18 protein-coding genes and 1 pseudogene are annotated in these 17,693 nt (G+C 73.3%); 12 read left to right on the top strand and 7 right to left on the bottom strand.

Annotated elements, in window-relative coordinates; all coding sequences use genetic code 11:
* Positions 1–49: 49 nt before the first annotated feature.
* Together ACWGN5_RS14845 and ACWGN5_RS14840 are read right to left on the bottom strand one after the other, a co-directional pair.
* Complete coding sequence (locus ACWGN5_RS14845) at positions 50–934, bottom strand: TIGR03619 family F420-dependent LLM class oxidoreductase (protein ID WP_453514890.1); 885 nt, start codon at positions 932–934, stop codon at positions 50–52.
* Between the two features lie 106 nt (positions 935–1,040).
* Complete coding sequence (locus tag ACWGN5_RS14840; protein ID WP_453514888.1) at positions 1,041–2,696, bottom strand: FAD-binding dehydrogenase; 1,656 nt, start codon at positions 2,694–2,696, stop codon at positions 1,041–1,043.
* 94 nt (positions 2,697–2,790) lie between these two features.
* Between ACWGN5_RS14840 and ACWGN5_RS14835 the strand changes: the two genes are divergently transcribed.
* Genes ACWGN5_RS14835 through ACWGN5_RS14815 form a run of 5 tightly spaced genes read left to right on the top strand, consistent with a single transcriptional unit; the run spans position 2,791 to position 5,538 of the window.
* Complete coding sequence (locus ACWGN5_RS14835; protein WP_453514885.1) at positions 2,791–3,429, top strand: TetR/AcrR family transcriptional regulator; 639 nt, start codon at positions 2,791–2,793, stop codon at positions 3,427–3,429.
* A 12-nt stretch (positions 3,430–3,441) separates the two neighbouring features.
* The gene (locus ACWGN5_RS14830; protein WP_453514882.1) at positions 3,442–4,206 is read left to right on the top strand and encodes a glucose 1-dehydrogenase; all 765 of its coding nucleotides are present in this window, start codon (positions 3,442–3,444) and stop codon (positions 4,204–4,206) included.
* Positions 4,207–4,247: 41 nt separating this feature from the next.
* Positions 4,248–4,769: an NUDIX domain-containing protein gene (locus tag ACWGN5_RS14825; RefSeq protein ID WP_453514879.1), complete on the top strand. Its 522-nt coding sequence runs from the start codon at positions 4,248–4,250 to the stop codon at positions 4,767–4,769.
* A 59-nt stretch (positions 4,770–4,828) separates the two neighbouring features.
* Positions 4,829–5,224, top strand: coding sequence for a YidH family protein (locus ACWGN5_RS14820; RefSeq protein ID WP_369143333.1), 396 nt, complete (start codon positions 4,829–4,831; stop codon positions 5,222–5,224).
* Positions 5,221–5,538 carry a DUF202 domain-containing protein gene (locus tag ACWGN5_RS14815; RefSeq protein WP_453514876.1) on the top strand — a complete coding sequence of 106 codons (318 nt, stop codon included), beginning with the start codon at positions 5,221–5,223 and terminating at the stop codon, positions 5,536–5,538. The genes ACWGN5_RS14820 and ACWGN5_RS14815 overlap by 4 nt, the downstream gene beginning before the upstream one ends.
* Positions 5,539–5,550: 12 nt before the next feature.
* Here the strand turns inward: ACWGN5_RS14815 and ACWGN5_RS14810 are convergent, their stop codons facing one another.
* A complete protein-coding gene (locus ACWGN5_RS14810; RefSeq protein ID WP_453514873.1) occupies positions 5,551–6,480 on the bottom strand; it encodes an NADP-dependent oxidoreductase in 930 nt (309 codons plus the stop codon).
* Between the two features lie 175 nt (positions 6,481–6,655).
* Positions 6,656–7,291 carry an NADPH-dependent F420 reductase gene (locus ACWGN5_RS14805; RefSeq protein WP_453514870.1) on the bottom strand — a complete coding sequence of 212 codons (636 nt, stop codon included), beginning with the start codon at positions 7,289–7,291 and terminating at the stop codon, positions 6,656–6,658.
* 70 nt (positions 7,292–7,361) lie between these two features.
* Here ACWGN5_RS14805 and ACWGN5_RS14800 point away from each other — a divergent pair, with 70 nt between their 5' ends.
* Positions 7,362–7,715 carry a winged helix-turn-helix transcriptional regulator gene (locus tag ACWGN5_RS14800; protein ID WP_453514867.1) on the top strand — a complete coding sequence of 118 codons (354 nt, stop codon included), beginning with the start codon at positions 7,362–7,364 and terminating at the stop codon, positions 7,713–7,715.
* A 79-nt stretch (positions 7,716–7,794) separates the two neighbouring features.
* Positions 7,795–8,706, top strand: a complete 912-nt coding sequence (locus ACWGN5_RS14795; protein WP_453514865.1) for an MBL fold metallo-hydrolase — start codon at positions 7,795–7,797, stop codon at positions 8,704–8,706.
* A gap of 297 nt (positions 8,707–9,003) precedes the next feature.
* Here the strand turns inward: ACWGN5_RS14795 and ACWGN5_RS14790 are convergent, their stop codons facing one another.
* Positions 9,004–10,269, bottom strand: coding sequence for an enolase C-terminal domain-like protein (locus tag ACWGN5_RS14790; protein ID WP_453514862.1), 1,266 nt, complete (start codon positions 10,267–10,269; stop codon positions 9,004–9,006).
* A gap of 132 nt (positions 10,270–10,401) precedes the next feature.
* Here ACWGN5_RS14790 and ACWGN5_RS14785 point away from each other — a divergent pair, with 132 nt between their 5' ends.
* Together ACWGN5_RS14785 and ACWGN5_RS14780 are read left to right on the top strand one after the other, a co-directional pair.
* The gene (locus ACWGN5_RS14785; RefSeq protein ID WP_453514859.1) at positions 10,402–11,424 is read left to right on the top strand and encodes a phosphotransferase family protein; all 1,023 of its coding nucleotides are present in this window, start codon (positions 10,402–10,404) and stop codon (positions 11,422–11,424) included.
* A 6-nt stretch (positions 11,425–11,430) separates the two neighbouring features.
* On the top strand, positions 11,431–12,645 hold the full coding sequence (locus tag ACWGN5_RS14780) for an acyl-CoA dehydrogenase family protein (protein ID WP_453514856.1): 1,215 nt from the start codon (positions 11,431–11,433) through the stop codon (positions 12,643–12,645).
* 4 nt (positions 12,646–12,649) lie between these two features.
* Here ACWGN5_RS14780 and ACWGN5_RS14775 read toward each other — a convergent pair whose 3' ends face one another.
* Positions 12,650–13,243 carry a TetR/AcrR family transcriptional regulator gene (locus ACWGN5_RS14775; protein WP_453514853.1) on the bottom strand — a complete coding sequence of 198 codons (594 nt, stop codon included), beginning with the start codon at positions 13,241–13,243 and terminating at the stop codon, positions 12,650–12,652.
* Positions 13,244–13,321: 78 nt separating this feature from the next.
* On the bottom strand, positions 13,322–14,104 hold the full coding sequence (locus ACWGN5_RS14770) for an SDR family oxidoreductase (RefSeq protein WP_453514851.1): 783 nt from the start codon (positions 14,102–14,104) through the stop codon (positions 13,322–13,324).
* Between the two features lie 153 nt (positions 14,105–14,257).
* Between ACWGN5_RS14770 and ACWGN5_RS14765 the strand changes: the two genes are divergently transcribed.
* From ACWGN5_RS14765 to ACWGN5_RS14755, 3 genes and pseudogenes are all read left to right on the top strand, one after another.
* Positions 14,258–15,505 carry an exo-beta-N-acetylmuramidase NamZ family protein gene (locus tag ACWGN5_RS14765; RefSeq protein WP_453514849.1) on the top strand — a complete coding sequence of 416 codons (1,248 nt, stop codon included), beginning with the start codon at positions 14,258–14,260 and terminating at the stop codon, positions 15,503–15,505.
* A 75-nt stretch (positions 15,506–15,580) separates the two neighbouring features.
* On the top strand, positions 15,581–16,918 hold the full coding sequence (locus ACWGN5_RS14760; RefSeq protein WP_453514846.1) for an erythromycin esterase family protein: 1,338 nt from the start codon (positions 15,581–15,583) through the stop codon (positions 16,916–16,918).
* Between the two features lie 126 nt (positions 16,919–17,044).
* Positions 17,045–17,693 (top strand): annotated as a pseudogene (locus tag ACWGN5_RS14755) (serine-threonine protein kinase); the annotation flags it as partial.

Here is a 17,693-nt window from a genome sequence, read left to right as displayed (position 1 = left end):
TTTCGTACGCGTGGAGGGGCCCCGGATGTCCGGGGCCCCTCCGTCGTGTTCAGCCCCGCAGCAGGCCCAGGACCTTGATCCCGAGTTCCAGGGCCTCGCCGGGCGCGTCGACGGACTGCTGGAGGTCGACGAAGCAGCCGTCGGCGCCGGTGTCCCGGACGCCCGCGAGGACCGTGGCGATCGCGTCGGCCGTGGCACCGGGGGCGGGGTTGTACCGGATCTGCCGACGCAGCGCCCCGGGGTCCCGGCCCGCCTCCTCGGCCGCGCGCCGCGCCACGTCCCACAGGCCCTCGGCCATCCCGGGCGGCAGCACGGCGCCGACCCAGCCGGCGGCCCGGCGGCCGACCCGGCGCAGGGCGGCCGGGCTGAAGCCGCCGAGGTGGACGGGCGGTCCGGCCGGCTGGACGGGACGCAGGCCCACGTACGAGACGGGGATCGACCAGTGCGGTCCCTCGTGGCCGAACTCCTCCTGGGTCCAGAAGCCGTGGAGGACGTCGAGCAGCTCGTCGAGGAGGGCGCCGCGCCGGCCGAAGTCGGCGCCGACGGCGGTGTACTCGTCGCGCAGCCAGCCGATGCCGAGACCGACGTCGAGACGTCCGCCGCTCACCTGGTCGAGCGAGGTGAGCGAGCGGGCCAGCAGGGCCGGCGGGTACCAGGGGCCGTTGAGGGTGCTCATGCCGAGCCGGGCGCGGGAGGTGGCCCCGGCGGCGACGGTGAGCACGGTCAGCGGGTCGAGGAAGGTCTTGTACTGGTGGGGGTACGGGTTCTCCGGGGTGTGCCCCGGATAGAGGTCACTGGGGGCGACCGGGGTCAGGGCGCGGTCGCCGACCCAGAACGAGTCGAACCCGGCGTCCTCGGCGTCCCGCGCGAAGGCCGCGATGCGGTCCGCGCGGGCGTGGGTGCCGTACTGGGGCAGTGCGATGCCTATCTCCATGACCTCATCCTGGGCAGCGGGGTGGGGCGCGACACGAAGAGCCCGGCGTGTGACCCCCGCCACACACCGGGTCCCACGGAGAGCTCGGCGGGTTCCGCGGAGACCCTCAGTCCACCGCCTTCGCCGCCGCCCGGCCCGCCGCGCGGCCCGAGAAGACGCAGCCGCCGAGGAAGGTGCCTTCGAGGGAGCGGTAGCCGTGGACCCCGCCGCCGCCGAAGCCGGCCGCCTCGCCCGCCGCGTACACGCCGGCCAGGGGCTCGCCGCCCTCCGTCAGGACGCGGGAGTCGAGGTCGGTCTCCAGGCCGCCGAGGGACTTGCGGGTGAGGATGTTGAGGCGTACGGCGATCAGCGGGCCCGCCTTCGGGTCGAGGATGCGGTGCGGGGACGCCGTACGGATGAGCTTGTCGCCCAGGTACTTGCGGGCGCCGCGGATCGCCGTGACCTGGAGGTCCTTGGTGAAGGGGTTGGCGATCTCGCGGTCGCGGGCGGTGATCTCGCGGCGCAGCGCGGCCTCGTCGATCAGGTCCTCGCCGGTGATCCGGTTCATGCCGCGGACGAGGGCGGAGAGGTCGCTCTCGACGACGAAGTCGACGCCCTTGTCCATGAAGGCCTGGACGGGGGCCGGTACGTCGGCGCGGGCCCGGCCGAGGACGTCGCGGACGGACTTGCCGGTGAGGTCGGGGTTCTGTTCGGAGCCGGAGAGCGCGAACTCCTTGCCGATGATGCGCTTGTCGAGGACGAACCAGGTGTGGTCGTGGCCGGTCCGCATGATGTGTTCGAGGGTGCCGAGGGTGTCGAAGCCGGGGAAGAGCGGGACGGGGAGCCGCTTGCCGGTGGCGTCGAGCCAGAGGCTGGAAGGGCCGGGCAGGATGCGGATGCCGTGGCGGGCCCAGATGGGGTTCCAGTTCTCGATGCCCTCGGTGTAGTGCCACATCCGGTCGCGGTTGATGTGGTGGGCGCCCGCCTTCTCGGCGATGCCGAGCATCAGTCCGTCGACGTGGGCGGGGACGCCGGAGAGCAGCTTGGCGGGCGGGGTGCCGAGCCGGGCGGGCCACTGCGCGCGGACGAGGTCGTGGTTGCCGCCGATGCCGCCGGAGGTGACGATCACGGCCTGGGCCCGCAGTTCGAAGGAGCCCGTGACCTCGCGGCCCGACGCGGTGCCGCGGGCGGCGGTGGACGGGGCCAGGATCTCGCCGGAGACGGTGTCGACGGCACCGGCCGTGCGGCCGAGTCCGGTGACGCGGTGGCGGAAGCGGAGGTCGACGAGACCGCGGGCGGCGCCCTCGCGGACCTTGCGCTCGAAGGGGGCGACGAGGCCGGGTCCCGTACCCCAGGTGATGTGGAAGCGGGGTACGGAGTTGCCGTGGCCGTTGGCGTCGTAGCCGCCGCGCTCGGCCCAGCCGACGACGGGGAAGAAGCGCACCCCGCGCGCGTGGAGCCAGGCGCGCTTCTCGCCGGCGGCGAAGTCCACGTACGCCTCGGCCCACTTCCTCGGCCAGTGGTCCTCGGTGCGGTCGAAGCCCGCGGTGCCGAACCAGTCCTGGAGGGCGAGGGCGTGGCTGTCCTTGACGCGCATCCTGCGCTGCTCGGGCGAGTCGACGAGGAAGAGCCCGCCGAAGGACCAGTGGGCCTGGCCGCCGAGGGACTGCTCGGGTTCCTGGTCGAGGAGGATCACGGTGCGGCCGGCGTCGACCAGCTCGGCGGTGGCGACGAGGCCGGCGAGGCCCGCCCCGATCACGATCACATCAGCGTCGTAGGACATGGACCGCATCTTGGATACACGGATGTATCGAGTCAACCGTCCGAGCCCTCCCTCGGCCTTTCCGTTTTCTAATGCCGAGCATTAATATGGAGTCATGGCGAGGACGTCGGGACCCGAGACCCGGGAGAAATTGATCCGCGCGGCGGAGGAGCTCTTCGCCGCACAGGGCGTCGACGGCGCACAGCTGCGGGACGTCGTGGCGCTGGCCGGACAGGCCAACCCCTCGGCGGTGCAGTACCACTTCGGCTCGCGCGCCGGACTGCTCGACGCGGTCATGGCCGGCCGCCAGACCCGTACGGAACAGGTGCTCGCGCCCCTCGTCGACGACACCGAGGACGACCTGAGACGGCTGATCGCCGCGCTCGTGACCGCCGAGGCGAGCGAGCTGCGCACCGACCGGGGCCGCCGCTGCCTGCGGATCTCCGCGCAGCTCAGCCACGAGAGCGGCGTCCGCACCCGCACCCCGCACCCCACGCTCGCCGGCACCGTCTACTGGCGCCTGATCGAGCGGATCGCGGACCGGCTCGCCGCCGACGGGCTCCCCGAGCCGCTGCTCCTGGAGCGCCTCGACCTGGCGCTGACCGTGGTGGGCGCGGCCATGGCGGACCGGGCCCGGCAGTACCTCGACGGCACCGAGCCGCTCACGGACGAGCCCCTGTTCCTCGCCGATCTCGTCGAGACCACCACCGCGCTTCTCCGGGCCGCACAGCCCCGGAGCGTCCGAACCCGCTGAAAGGGACCTCCTATGAACGACCTCACCGGCAAGACCGTGCTCATCACCGGCGGTGCCCGCGGCCTGGGCGCCGAGGCCGCCCGGCTGGCCGTGGCCTCCGGCGCGAACGTCGTGATCACCGACGTCCTCGACGAGGACGGCAAGGCCACGGCCGAGGCGCTCGGCGAGCGGGCCCGGTTCCTCCACCACGACGTGACCTCCGAGGAGGAGTGGGCGGCGGCCGTCGCCTTCGCGGTGGCGGAGTTCGGCGGGCTGCACGGTCTGGTGAACAACGCCGGGATCTCCACCGGCGCGTTCCTGGAGACCGAGTCCGTCGAGCACTTCCGCAAGGTCCTCGACATCAACCTGACCGGCGTCTTCATCGGCATGAAGGCCGCGATACCCGCCATGAAGGAGGCGGGTGGCGGCTCGATCGTCAACATCTCCTCGGCCGCGGGCCTGATGGGCCTGGCCCTGACCGCCGGGTACGGCGCCTCGAAGTGGGGCGTGCGCGGCCTGACGAAGATCGGCGCGGTGGAGCTCGGCACGGCGAAGATCCGCGTGAACTCCGTCCACCCCGGCATGACCTACACCCCGATGACGGCCTCCGTCGGCATCGAGCGCGGCGAGGGCAAGTACCCGAACACGCCGATGGGCCGGGTCGGCGAGGCCGACGAGATCGCGGGCGCCGTCGTCTTCCTGCTCTCCGACGCCGCCTCGTACGTGACGGGCGCGGAGCTCGCCGTCGACGGCGGCTGGACGACCGGTCCGACCGTCAAGTACGTCATGGGGCAGTGAGGCCCGTCCCGTCCCTCGTGCGGCGGTGATTTCATGGGCGCATGAGCGCTGAAGAGATCGTGGACGTCGTCGACGACAACGACCGGGTGGTCGGTCAGGCCCCGCGCGGTGAGGTGCACGCGCGGGGCCTGACCCATCGCTGCGTCTTCATCCGGGTCCGGGACGCCGAGGGCCGGACCTTCGTCCACCGCAGGACGGCGACCAAGCTGTCGTACCCCTCCCTGTACGACATGTTCGTCGGCGGTGTCGTCGGTGCGGGCGAGTCCTACGACGAGGCCGCGCTGCGCGAGGCCGAGGAGGAGCTCGGGGTCTCCGGACTGCCCCGGCCCGAGCCGGTCCTGACGTTCCTGTTCGACGCCGGGGACGGGGACGGGAAGTGGTGGTCGGCGGTCTACGAGGTCCGCTGCGACCTGCCGGTCGACCCGCAGGTGGAGGAGGTCGCCTGGCACACCTTCCTGACGGACGGGGAGCTGGAGGAGCGCCTCGGCACCTGGGACTGGGTACCGGACGGCATCGCCGCGTACGAGAGGCTGCGGGCCAGGAGCGGGCGGACGGCGGGCTGACCGTCCGGCGCGGGGGCCACTGCCCGGCGGTCCGATCATCCGGCCGTTAGGGTGCACGGGTGAGCGAATTCGTGCAGAGCCTGCGGCTGTGGTTCGCGCCGCAGCGGATCCGGGACGAGGGCGAGACCCCCGACTACCGCTTCTCCCTCGCCAACGAGCGGACCTTCCTCGCCTGGATCCGGACCGCGCTCGCCCTCGTCGGCGGCGGTTTCGCCGTCGACCAGTTCCTGCCGGACCTCCGCTGGGGCGTACGCGTCGGGCTCGCGCTCGCGCTGCTCGCCGCCGGCGTGCTGTGCGCGCTGCGGGCGGTGAACCACTGGGTGCGCTGCGAGCGGGCGATGCGGCGCGGCGAGGACCTGCCCACCTCCCGGTTCCCCGCGGTGCTCAGCCTCGCGGTGGCCGCGGTGGCGCTCGCGATGGTGGTGCTCGTCGTCTTCGGCTGGGCCGGGCGGTGAGCGCGGCCGCCGAGACCCGGGATCCGGGACTCCAGCCGGAGCGGACCCGGCTCGCGTGGCGGCGTACGACCCTGTCGTGCACGGTCGTCGCGGTCCTCGCCGTGAAGCTGACCGTCAGCGACGAGATCACGGCGAAGGAGCTGACCGGGCTCGCGCTGTCGTCCCTGGTGTGGGTGGCGTTCCTGGCCGTGGCCCACCGGCGGATCCGTTCCCTCGGCGCGGCCCGGCCGCTCCCGCTCTCCCACCGGGGCGCGCTGCTCGCGGCGGGGTGCACGATCGCGCTCGCCGTCTTCGGGGCGGCGGTGATCTGGTGAGCCGCGACGCTCCTACGGGACGGTCACCACGACCTTGCCGTTGAGACCGCCCGCCGCGTTGGCCCGCTGGGCCTCGGCCGCCTGTTCCAGGGGGAACGACCTGGCCACCCGTACGGTGAGGACGCCCGCGTCGGCCAGGTCGGCGAGGGCCTCCAGGTCGGCGGCGTCGGGGCGGGTCCAGAAGTAGCTGCCGCCGAGGGCGAGGACCTCGCCGTCGGCGATCGACGTCAGGCGGCCCTGCGGGGCGAGGAGCCGGGCGGAGAGCTCCAGGAACGGGCCGCCGATGGTGTCCAGGACGGCGTCCACGCCCAGCGGGGCGAGGGCACGGACCTGGTCGGTGAAGGTCTCCTCGTCGAAGCGGACGGGCTCGGCGCCGAGCTCCGCGACCCGCTCCAGGCCCTCCTCCCTGGCCGCGCCGATGACCCGGCAGCCGATGTGGCGGGCGATCTGCACGGCCATCGAGCCGACCCCGCCGGCCGCCGCGTGGACGAGGACGGTCTCCCCGGGCCGTACCGCCAGGGCCCGGTGGAGCGACTGGTACGCGGTGAGGCCGACGAGCGGGAGGGCCGCGGCCTCCTCGAAGTCGAAGGTGCGGGGCTTGCGGGCGAGGGTGCGGACGGGCGCGGCGACGTACTCGGCGAAGGTGCCGCGGGAGAGGAAGTCCTCGCGGACGTACCCCATGACCTCGTCCCCCACGGCGAACTCGGGGACGGAGAGGCCGAGCCGGACGACGACACCGGAGACGTCCCAGCCGGGGACGACCGGGAAGACCGTGTCCATGAGGCCTTGGAGGTATCCGGCCTGGCACTTCCAGTCGACCGGGTTGACGGAAGCCGCCCGCACCTCGATCAGGACCGCGTCCGGTCCGATCTTCGGCTCGGGCAGCTCGCCGTACTCCAGGACCTCGGGGCCGCCGTACCGGCTGTAGCTGATCGCCTTCATACCCCGACCCTCGGTGCGTACGGACCGGGCCGCAAGCCGGGGCGGTGGTCGCTCGGGTCGGCCCGCTCCTGTCGGCCGCTCGCGTCGGCCGTTCTCGTCAGCCGCTCCCGTCGGCCGCTCCCGTCGGCCGCTCCCGTCGGCCGCTCCCGTCGGCCGCTCGCGTCGGCCGTTCTCGTCAGCCGCCGAGTGCCGCCGGCGGGGGGAGCATGGCGCGCGGGTCGCGGCCCGAGGTCCAGAGGCCGATGAGGAAGGCCGTCGTCGCCTCCAGGAGGTCCGCGTGGGCCAGCGGGCCCGCGACGAAGGGGGCGCAGCCCAGGTCGGCGGCCAGGCCGGAGACGAGCGCGAGGGCTTCCTCGTCGTCCCCGCAGAGGGGGACGGCGACCGGTCCGTCCGCGAAGACGGGCGGGGTACGGCTCCACACGGCCGGTGTGACGTGGTTGAAGGCCTTCACCACCCGGGCGCCCGTCGCCGCGGCGAGCGTGCGGGCGGCGCCGGGACCCTCACCGGTGGTCAGGACCGGGCCCGGACCGACCGCGTTGGTGCAGTCGATCAGGATCCGCCCGCCGAACGAGCCGACGGGTCCCGCTGCTTCGAGGGCCGGCAGGACCGCGTCGTACGGCAGGGCGAGCAGGGTCGCCTCCCCGAACCGGGCCGCCTCGGCGAGGGTGCCCGGCCGGGCCCCCGTGCTCGCGGCGAGCGCGGCCGTCCGCTCCCCGTCCCGGCCGCCGACGAGCACCTCGTGGCCCGCCCCGACCCATCCTCCGCCGAGCGCCCGTGCCATCGCTCCCGTACCCAGTACTCCCACCCGCATGGGGCGTCCTCCCTCACGTACCGTTGTGCGTGCTGTCGTGAACGACCGTAGACAGGGGGCGACTTACCGCATGGTTACCGACCGGGTCCTCGCGGACTGCCGGGCGCGGCTCGGCTTCGACCTGCTCGCCCACACCTGGAACGGGGTCGTCCTGTACGCGCTCGCGGACGGGCCGCGCCGGCCCGGCGAGCTGCGGACGGCGATCGGCGGGATCAGCGCGAAGGTGCTGACGGAGACGCTGCGGCGCCTGGAGGGGTACGCGCTGCTGGAACGGCGGGCGTACGAGGAGACGCCGCCGCGGGTCGAGTACGCGCTGACCGCGCTGGGGCGTTCGCTGCTGGGGCCGATCGAGGCGCTCGGGCGGTGGTCGGCGGAGTACGGGGACGCGTTCGTGGCGGCGCAGGGCTGGGAGGGGGAGGAGTGAGAGGTTCCGGGTTTTCAGTGGTGGGTGGCGGCTGGCACTCTTCCCCTGTCCAGTCGGGCTCTCATCCGGGGGAATCCCTTTGTCTGCCACCGATCCCTATGTGGTCACGCTCGCTCCGCACGTGCACGCCTTCGTCCAGCCCGACGGCGGCTGGTGCCTGAACAACGCCGGGTTCCTCGGCGACGCGGACGAGTCGCTGCTCGTCGACACCGCCGCCACCGAGCGCCGGGCCCTGCTGCTGCGCGAGGCGGTGCTCGCCGAGGGGCTGCCGCTGCCGCGGACCATCGTCTCCACCCACCACCACGGCGACCACACCTACGGCAACGGGGTGTTCCGCCCCGAGGCGCGGATCGTGGGCCACGAGAACTGCCGGGCCGAGCAGCTCGCGGCCGGGCACCAGCTCCATCTCCTGTGGCCGCAGACCGACTTCGGGCGCGTCGACATCCTGCCGCCGTCCGTCACGTACAGCGAGCGGCTCACCCTGTACGTCGGCGGGATCGAGGTCCGGGTGCTGCACCCGGGCGCCGCGCACACCACCGGCGACTCGATCGTCCATCTCCCCGAGCAGGGCGTCGTCTTCACCGGTGACCTGGTCTTCCACGGCGGGACGCCGTTCCTGCCGATGGGTTCGCTCGCCGGTTCGCTGCGCGCGCTCGACCTGCTGCGGTCCCTCGACGCGCCGACCGTGGTGCCGGGGCACGGGCGGGTCACCGACCCCTCGGCGTACGACACGACGGAGCGGTACCTGCGCTGGGTGGCGGAGCTGGCCGCCGAGGGGTACGCGAAGGGGGCGACACCGCTGGAGACGGCCCGGGCGGCGGACCTCGGCGAGTTCGCCGCGTGGCGGGAGAGCGAGCGGCTGGTGGCGAACCTGCACCGGGCGTACGCGGAGCTGGAGGGACTGCCGGAGGGGTCGCCGCTGGATCCGGTGGCGGTGTTCGGGGACATGGCGGCGATGAACGGCGGGGTGCCGGTGGCGTGCCACGCGTAGGACCCACCCCGTTGTGGGCGCGCTTCCGCCCGTTGTGGGCATGCGTTCCGCCGGGGCGGTGCCCACCCCGCCCCGTTGTGGGCAGGCGTTCCGCAAGGGGCGGAACGGGTGGGCACAACGGAACGGCGCCCTTACCGGCGCGCCCTAGGCTCCCGCGCCTGAACCCGCACCGGATGTGCGCCGCCGCTTGGGGTGCGGGTCCAGGCGCGGAACGCGGAGGCGCCGCTGAGCGCGCCGTCCCGTGTGCCCACCCGTCCCGCCCCAGCGGGACGATTGCCCACACGCGGCCCACCGGGGCTACCAGCGGGTTGGGGTCCAGGTGGGGTGGGTTCTGCGCATCGTCGCCGCGTCGTCCCTGTTCCGGTGCGTCCCGTCGTCCTCCAGCCACCGCCGGTGCAGAACCGACAGCGCCTCCCGGTCCAGTTCGACGCCGAGCCCCGGCGCGTCGGAGACGCGGACGCGGCCCTCGCGGAAGACCGGGCGGACCGTGACCACGTCCTCCGTCTGCCACGGGTAGTGGGTGTCGCAGGCGTGGTGGAGCCCCGGCAGGGTCGCCGCGACCTGGGTCATCGCGGCGAGGCTGATGCCCAGGTGGGTGTTGGAGTGCATGGAGAGCCCGACGCCGTACGTCCGGCAGACCGCCGCGAGTTCGCGGGTGCGGTGGAGTCCGCCCCAGTAGTGGTGGTCGCAGAGGACGATCCGTACCGCATCGGCCGCGAAGGCCGCCGGGACCTCCTCGAAGGTGGTCACGCACATGTTGGTGGCGAGCGGGACGTCCGTGCCGGCGGCGACCGCCGCCATCGCCGCCGTGCCGCTCGCCGGGTCCTCCAGGTACTCCAGGACGTCCTGGAGCTCGCGCGCGACGGCGAGCGAGGTCTCCACGGACCAGGCCCCGTTGGGGTCGAGGCGGAGCGGGCGGCCGGGGAACTCCTGCGCGAGGGCCCGGATCGCGGCGATCTCCCGCTCGGGTTCGTACACCCCGCCCTTGAGCTTGAAGGAGCGGAAGCCGTACGCGCGGTCGAAACGGCGCGCCTGGGCGACGATGCCGGCCGGGTCGAGGGCCGGGCCCCACGCGTCCGTACCGGCCCATTTGTAGAAGAGGTACGCGCTGTACTCGACCTCGTCGCGGACCTTGCCGCCGAGGAGGGCGTGGACGGGCAGGCCGAGGGTCCTGCCGAGCGCGTCGAGGCAGGCGGTCTCGAAGGCGGAGACGACGGAGAGGCGGAGCTTCTCGGCCGTACGGACGCCGCGCAGGCCGCTCGCGTCGACCCCCTCGTCCGTGTCGGGGTGCGCCGCGCCTCCGGTCTCCTCCGCCAGGACGAAGAGGCCGTTCACATCCGTGATCGAGCGGCCCTGGAGGGCTTCGGCCAGCGGGCGGGCGAGGTTCAGGTGGACCGTGTCGCCGTAGGTCTCGCCGAGGCCGCTCACCCCTCCCCTCGTGATCACTTCCACCACGAGCCGGGGGGTGTAGGGCTGGTGGACGCCCTGGGTGTTGAGGAGAGGCGGGTCGGAGATGAGGATCGGGGTCAGCCGGACTTCGTCGACGATCAGCTTCGCATCCATATGTGAACCCTATTCAGGGATGCGACCGGAGACCAGAGGGCGAGCGGGGCGCTTCGCCGCACCCCCTGGACGACATACCGACTGGTCGGTCATCATGAACGCCGACCGAAGCCGATCCGGAGGTACGCACGTATGAGCTCCGCCCCGCCGCCAGGACTCGACCCCGAGCAGCTGCGCCGATTCCTCGACCGCGAGCGCCCCGGCCTTGTGTCCGGCCCCCTCGAAGCCCGGTTGATCGAGGGCGGCCGGTCGAACCTGACGTACGTCGTGAGCGACGGCTCCGGCCGCTGGGTGGTCCGCCGGCCCCCGCTCGGCCACGTCCTCGCCACCGCCCACGACATGCGGCGCGAGCACCGTGTCATCAGCGCCCTGGCCGGGACGGGCGTGCCCGTCCCGGAGACCGTGCTGCTCTGCGAGGACGAGTCCGTGCTCGGCGCGCCGTTCTACGTCATGGAGTTCGTCGACGGGACCCCGTACCGCTCGGCGCGTCAGCTCGCCCCGCTCGGCCCCGAGCGCACCCGCGCGGCCGTCCTCGGCCTCGTCGACACGCTCGTCGACCTGCACGCCGTCGACCCCGAGGCGGTCGGTCTCGGCGACTTCGGGCGCCCGGAGGGCTTCCTCGACCGGCAGCTGCGGCGCTGGGGGAAGCAGCTGGACGCCTCGCGCGGCCGCGAACTGCCCGGCATCGACGAGCTGCACGCCGCCCTCGGGCGCGCGCTGCCCGTCTCGCCCGCGCCGACCGTGATCCACGGCGACTACCGCCTCGACAACGTCCTCATCGGCGAGGACGACCGGATCCGGGCCGTCCTCGACTGGGAGATGTCCACGCTCGGCGATCCGCTCACCGACCTCGGCCTCCTCGTCATGTACAGCACGCCGCTCGACGCGCCGGACTCCCCCGTCTCCACGACCGCCACGGCCCCCGGGCACCCGGGCGTCGCCGAGCTGGTCGAGCGGTACGCCGCGCGTTCGGGCCGCGACACCTCCGGGCTCGCCTGGTACACGGCCTTCGCCTGGTTCAAGCTCGCCGTGATCCTGGAGGGCATCCACTACCGCTGGACCCTCGGACAGACGGTCGGCGCCGGCTTCGACCGCATCGGCGAGCTCGTCCCCGTCTTCATCGACCACGGCCTGACCACCCTTCAGGAGGGCTGATCCACCATGGACTTCGCCTACGACGCCCGTACCGTCGAGCTGCGCGAGAAGCTCCTCGCCTTCATGGACGAGCACGTCTACCCGGCCGAGGCCGTCGCCGAGGAGCAGCGCGCGCTGCTCGCCTCGCCCTGGGACACCCCGCCGGTGGTGGAGGAGCTCAAGGCCGAGGCCAAGCGGCAGGGCCTCTGGAACCTCTTCCTTCCCGACGCCGAGTACGGTGCCGGGCTGACCAACCTCCAGTACGCGCCGCTCGCCGAGATCACCGGCCGCAGCCCGCAGCTCGCCCCGACCGCCCTCAACTGCGCCGCCCCGGACACCGGGAACATGGAGCTGCTCGCCCAGTTCGGCGACGAGGCGCAGAAGAAGCAGTGGCTGGAGCCGCTGCTCGCCGGCGAGATCCGCTCGGCGTTCGCGATGACCGAGCCCGAGGTCGCCTCCTCCGACGCGACGAACATCGAGACCCGGATCCGGCGGGAGGGCGACGAGTACGTCGTCGACGGCCGCAAGTGGTACATCTCCGGGGCGATGAACCCCGACTGCCGGATCTTCATCGTCATGGGCAAGACCGACCCCGACGGGCCGGACCTCCGCCGCCAGCAGTCGATGATCCTCGTGCCGCGCGACACCCCGGGCGTCGAGGTCCGGCGCGCGATGCAGGTGTACGGGTACGAGGACCACTACCACGGCGGCCACGCCGAGGTGATCTTCGACGGGGTTCGGGTCCCGGCCGCGAACATCGTCGGCGAGGAGGGCGGCGGCTTCGCCATCGCGCAGGCCCGGCTCGGCCCCGGCCGCATCCACCACTGCATGCGGCTCATCGGCATGGCGGAGCGGGCGGTCGAGCTGATGTGCCGGCGCGCCGTCTCCCGTACCGCCTTCGGCAAGGCGCTCGCGCAGCAGGGCGTCGTGCAGAACTGGATCGCCGACGCCCGGGTGACCATCGAGCAGCTGCGGCTCCTCGTCCTCAAGACGGCCTGGCTGATGGACACCGTCGGCAACCGGGGTGCGCACACCGAGATCCAGGCCATCAAGATCGCGACCCCGCGCGCCGTCGTCGACATCATCGACAAGGCCGTGCAGGCGCACGGGGCGGGCGGTGTCTCGCAGGACTTCCCGCTGGCCGAACTGTGGGCGGCGGCGCGGACGCTGAAGCTGGCGGACGGCCCGGACGAGGTGCACCAGCGGTCACTGGCGCGGCGGGAGCTGAAGAAGTACCTGTAGGTACTTACGGGCGCAGGGCGCGCAGCAGGAGGTCGGCGAGGTGGCCGGCCACCTGCTGCGGGGTCAGCGGGCCGTCCGGGCGGTACCAGGTCGACAGGTGGTGCACGGAGCCGAAGTGGTAGTCGACGACGAGGTCGGCGGGCGTGGCGGAGGAGAAGACGCCCGCCCGCTGGCCTTCCTCGATGAGGGCCCGGAACCGCTCGTGGTAGTGCCGCCGCTCGGACCGGACCTGCTTGTTCTTCTCGGGGCTCAGGTGGTGCATCGAGCGGAAGAAGATGGCGGCGTCGTCGAGGTTCTCGATGGTGGTGACGACGACGTCGGCGGCGGCGGCGCGCAGCCGGTCCTCGACGGGCTCGTCGGCGTCCGCGAAGGCGTCGAGCCGTTCCTGCTGGAGGCGCAGGACGCGGGAGTAGACCTCCTGGAGGAGGTCCTCCTTGGAGCCGAAGTAGTGGTAGAGCGCGCCCTTGGTGACCCCTGCGGCCTCGACGATCTCCTGGACGGAGGTGCGGTCGTAGCCCTGCTCCGCGAAGAGCCGGGTGGCGGCGGCGAGGAGTCTCTGGGGGACGGGGGTGCCGTTCCCGTCCGTCGTCCTGGCCATGCTCCGCCGCCTTCCCTGGTGATCGTTTTCGGTCACGGGAACGCGTTCCCGTCAGTAGATCTTCCCATCAGTCCGGGCCTACGGCTGACGGGTGCCCGTCTCCCAGGTCCGCTGGACGTGGTTCATCGTGGTGAGCCACCGTTCGGGGTCGGTGGCGCGATTGCGGTAGTAGCCGGCGACCTCGGGGTGGGGCAGGACGAGGAAGCGGTCGGCGGCGATGGCGTCGAGCAGGGCGTCGGCGACGTCCTCGGGCTCGATGGCGGTCGGGGCGAGGACGAGCTCGCCGGCGGTTCCGGCGGCGGTGAGCATGTCCGTACGCACGCCCTGCGGGCAGATGGCGTGGACCTTCAGGCCGCGGTGGCGGTAGGTGAGGGAGAGCCATTCGGCGAAGGCGTACGCGCCGTGCTTGGAGACGCTGTACGGCGCGGCGCCGATCATGGTGAGCAGTCCGGCGGCGGAGACGGTGGAGACGAAGCGGCCGCTGCCGCGCTCCAGCCACTCCGGGAGGAGGGCGCGGGCCGCGCGGACGTGGGCCATCACGTTGACGTCCCAGGCGGCGGCCCAGACGTCCTCGTCGGCGAAGGCGTCGCCGGGCGAGGAGAGTCCGGCGTTGGCGCACCAGACGTCGACGGTGCCGCCGAGGGCCTCGCGGGCCTCGTCGACGACGGCGGAGGCGTCGCCGGGGACGGCGACGGCGCCGATCTCCTCGGCGACGGCCTTGGTGCGCCCGGGGTCGAGGTCGTTGACGACGACCCGGGCGCCCTCGGCGGCGAAGCGGCGGGCGAGGGCGGCGCCGATGCCGCCGCCCGCTCCGGTGACGACGACGCCGGTGCCCCGGAGTCCGTTCGTGTCCGCGGTCATGGACCCACCTCTCGGCTGTGACGACGCACTGAAGACCGGCACAGACTAACCGGTCGGTATGGAGCGGCGGAAGACCCGTTCCGCACGCCTCGTTCCCCGGGGCCGTCAGGACCGCTAGCGTGCGAGCCCATGTCACTGGCGAGGAGGTCCCGCATGAGCCTGTCGCGACGGAGTCTGCTGGCCGCCGGAGGCGCCCTGGGCGCGGCGGCCGCCACGAGCGCCGCCCCAGCCTCGGCCGCCGACGGGGGTCACGGCCGTGTCCGGACCGGCTTCGAACGGCTCGCGGCCGACGGCTACGCGCTCCTCGCGGGCGAGCGGGTCGGGATCGTCACCAACCCGACCGGCATCACCCCGGACGCGCGGCACATCGTGGACGTGATGCACGCCGACGAGCGGGTGGACCTGGTCGCCGTCTTCGGCCCCGAGCACGGCTTCCGGGGCACCGCCCAGGCGGGCGGCTCCGAGGGCCGGTACGACGACCCGGCGACCGGACTGCCCGTCTACGACACGTACCTGAAGAGCGGACAGCCGCTCGCCGACGTCTTCACCGCCTCCGGGGTGGACACGGTCGTCTTCGACATCCAGGACGTCGGCGCCCGCTTCTACACGTACATCTGGACGCTGTACGACTGCATGGCGGCCGCCGCCCTCGCCGGGAAGCGGTTCGTCGTCCTGGACCGGCCGAACCCGGCGACCGGACGGGCGGCGCTCGGGCCCGTCCTGGACCGGGCGTTCGCGACCTTCGTCGGACGGGAGCCGATCGCGCAGGCGCACGGCATGACGGTGGCCGAGCTGGCCGCGCTGTTCAACGCCGAGTTCCTGGCCTCGCCCGTCGCCCTGGACACCGTACGGATGACGGGGTGGCGACGCTCGGAGTTCTTCGACGCGACCGGGCTGCCGTGGGTGCCGCCCAGCCCGAACATGCCGACGCCGGAGACCGCGCTCGTCTACTCCGGCACCTGCCTCTTCGAGGGCACGAACCTCTCCGAGGGCCGGGGCACCACCCGCCCCTTCGAACTCCTCGGCGCCGAGGGCGTCGACCGGCGGTGGGCGGAGGCGGCGAACGCCCTCGGCCTGCCCGGGGTCCGGTTCCGCGAGGCGTACTTCGCCCCGACCTTCTCCAAGTTCCAGGGGAAGACGGTCGGCGGCGTGCAGCTGCACGTCCACGACCGGGAGTCCTTCGACCCGGTACGGACCGGGATCGGGCTCCTGGTCACCGCCCGCGCCTCCTGGTCCGGCTTCGCCTGGCGGGCGGACCACTGGATCGACAAGCTGACCGGCTCGACCCGGGTCCGGACCCTGGTCGACGCCGGCGCGGGCGTCGACGAGGTCGTCGGCGCGTGGGAGACGGACCTGGCGGCGTTCCGGGCGGTGCGCGAGGAGTATCTGCTGTACCGGTGACGGGGGTTGACCCCCGTACGAGAGGGGGGTCGGCGGGATGTCCCCCCGGGCGTCCCACCGACCACGCTGGACCCCATGAACCTCTCCTTACGACGCCGGCGCCTGCCGCTCGTCGGGCTCCTGCTCGCCGCCTGCCTGGGCGCCCTGGCTCCGGCCGCGGGCGCCGCCGCGGCCCCGCCGGGCCCCGATCCCGCGCGCGAACTCGCCCGCTCCGCAACGCCCCTGACCGATCTGCGCCCCCTCGACCGGATGATCGGCTCGGCCAAGGTCGTCGGCCTGGGCGAGGCCACCCACAGCTCGGCGGAGTTCTTCGAGGCCAAGCACCAGGTCTTCGCCCACCTCGTGGAGGACCGGGGCTTCACCACCTTCGCCCTGGAGGCGCCCTGGTCCACCGGACTCCTCGTCGACGAGTGGGTCCGCACCGGCCGGGGCGACATCCGGGCGATCATGCGGGACGAGTTCCAGGAGTCGTACCGCCTCTGGAACACCGAGGAGTACCTCGACCTCTTCCGGTGGATGCGCGCGTACAACCAGCGCCACCCCGGCCACCAGGTCCGCTTCATGGGCAACGACCTCGGCTACGCGGGCCCGAACCTCTTCGACACCGTCACCTCGTACGTCGCCCGCGTCCACCCCGCCCTCCTCCCCCGCTTCCAGGAGCTGTACCGGGACTCGCGGCCCACCGGCGAGGTCGAGGCCTGGATGAAGGGCTACATGGAGAAGCCGCACGCCGAGCGGCAGCGGATGGCCGGCGAGGTGAACCGCGCCCTCGCCCTCCTGGAGCGGCAGACCCCCGGCAAGGGCCCCGGGGCCCGGGAGGCGCACCTGTGGGCGGTGCAGCACGCGCGCGCGATCGCCCAGGTCGGCACCGAGTACGCCCACGACCTGATGACGCCGGAAGGGCTCGCCTCGGCGATGCTCTACCGCGACCGGATCATGGCCGAGAACACCGTGTGGTGGCAGCGGCGGACCGGCGACCGGATCGTGCTGTCCGCGCACAACGGGCACGTCGGCTACGAGACGCCGAAGCCGGACCAGTACCCGCGGCTCCAGGGCGCCTTCCTGCGGGACGCTCTCGGCCGGGACTACGTGAGCGTGGGCGCCTCCTTCGGGCAGGGCTCCTTCAACGCGCACGACACCGGCGCCCCCGGCGAGCCGCTCCGGGCCTTCACGGTCGCCCCGCTCGGCGCCGACAGCAGCTCCCACACCCTCGACCGGGTCGCCTCCACCCCCTTCTACCTGGACCTGAGGCGTACGACTCCGGCGGCGCGCGACTGGCTCGCCGTGCCCCGGCCGACCCGGCAGATCGGGACGGTCTTCCCGTGGCCGGACGACATCGTGCCCGTCCGGTTCTCCACCGCGTACGACCTGCTGATCCACTTCCCCCGGGTCTCGGCGGCCCGGCTGCGCTGACACCCCTTCACACGTCTGGACGGGGGCGTGCGCGGGCATCCTTGCGGAGGAGCCGCCGCCCGCGCACGGGGCGCACTGGCGCTGCGGCCCCCTCGACGTGGAGGGACGGGTCTTGCCGTGACCGGGATGAGTGTGGAGCCGTACCGGGAGATCACCTTCGACAAGGACGGCGACGGGCCGCCGGGCCAGGCCTCGGAACTCGTCGCGCTCGCCCGGCAGGGAGTGGGCGACCTGGTGGTGTTCGCGCACGGGTGGAACAACTCCCCGTCCGGCGCCACCCGCCTCTGCTCCGACTTCTTCGCGCCCTTCCCGGGGCTGCTGGCTCCCGGGGTGGAGGCGGGGTACGCGGGTCTGATCTGGCCCTCGATGATGTTCACGGACGAGCCGGTGCCCGACTACCGGGCCCTGGTGACGGTCCTCCCGGAGAAGGAGCCGGTCATCGGGCGGCTCACGGAGCTCCTCGACGCGGCGCCGGATTCGGAGGCGGCGTTCGAGGAGTTCGGGGCGCTGCTGCGGGAGCTGACGGACGTGGACGTGGCGTCCGTGGCAGCGGCGTCCGTGGCCGTCGCGGAGCCGGTGCCGGAGTTCCTGGTGGCGGACCCGGTGGCGGTGTGCGCCCTGTTCACCGAGGCCCTCGAATCCGAGGGGTCGGTCCCGGAGGCGGGCGCGGGTACGGGCGCGGGCGCGGGCTTGGACGCCGGCGCGGGCGCGGGCTTGGACGCCGGCGCGGGCGCGGGCTTGGACGCCGGCGCGGGCGCTGGCGCGGGCTTCGGCG

It is taken from the genome of Streptomyces sp. NPDC055815, assembly GCF_053616475.1.
The sequence above is the reverse complement of the archived record's forward strand: the minus strand, read 5'-3'. Positions and strand labels throughout refer to the sequence as shown.